Origin of the sequence: Flavonifractor sp. An92 (assembly GCF_002159175.1) — a bacterium.
In the GTDB taxonomy this organism is placed as follows: domain Bacteria; phylum Bacillota; class Clostridia; order Oscillospirales; family Oscillospiraceae; genus Pseudoflavonifractor_A.
This window is the reverse complement of record NZ_NFGZ01000059.1, coordinates 1-652: the sequence shown is the minus strand read 5'-3', so window position 1 is coordinate 652 and position 652 is coordinate 1. Positions and strand designations below refer to the sequence as shown.

The window sequence follows — 652 nt, the reverse complement described above, 5'->3', positions numbered from 1 at the left end:
GCGGGGTGCACCGTGATGAAGGTGTTCACCTACCCCACCGACAATGAATACGAGTTCAACCGCCAGGTGGTGGCCTTTGCCGAGGCGCGGAACATCCCCTGGACCGACCAGCGCATCACCGCCGACGATCTGGAAGCGCTGGCCGCCGCCGGTTGCGAGGCCCTCTTCTCCGCCGGGTACATCTACCGCATCCCGGCGGAGACCTCCCTGCGGTGCGTCAACGTCCACCCGGCCCTGCTGCCGGTGGGCCGTGGGCCCTGGCCCATGCCCTGTACCATCCTGAAGGGCCTCACCGAGAGCGGGATCACCCTCCATAAAGTGGTGTACGACCTGGACGCCGGGGACATCCTCCTCCAGGAGGCCTTCCCGGTGACCCGTCGGGACGACCTCATCACCATGACGGACACCATCCGCGCCCTGGCCCCCAAGCTGGTGAAGGCCTGTGTGGCCGACTTCGACCGACTGTGGGCGGAGGCCACCCCCCAGAGCGGCGGGGAGTACTGGCCGGAGCCCAGCGACGAGGAGCGCACCATCACCCCCGACGACCGGGCCGAGCGGGCCGACCGGGTGGTGCGGGCCTTCGCCGGGTACGGGTGCCTCTTCCGCACCGAGGAGGAGACCATCACCGTGGTGCGGGGCGAGGTGCGCCTGG

General features: G+C 69.6%; 1 protein-coding gene. It reads left to right on the top strand.

Going from position 1 to position 652, the window contains the following annotated elements; translation table 11 throughout:
• Positions 1–652, top strand: a 652-nt coding sequence (locus tag B5G43_RS16875; protein WP_143382906.1) for a formyltransferase family protein, incomplete at both ends; no start/stop codon positions are given.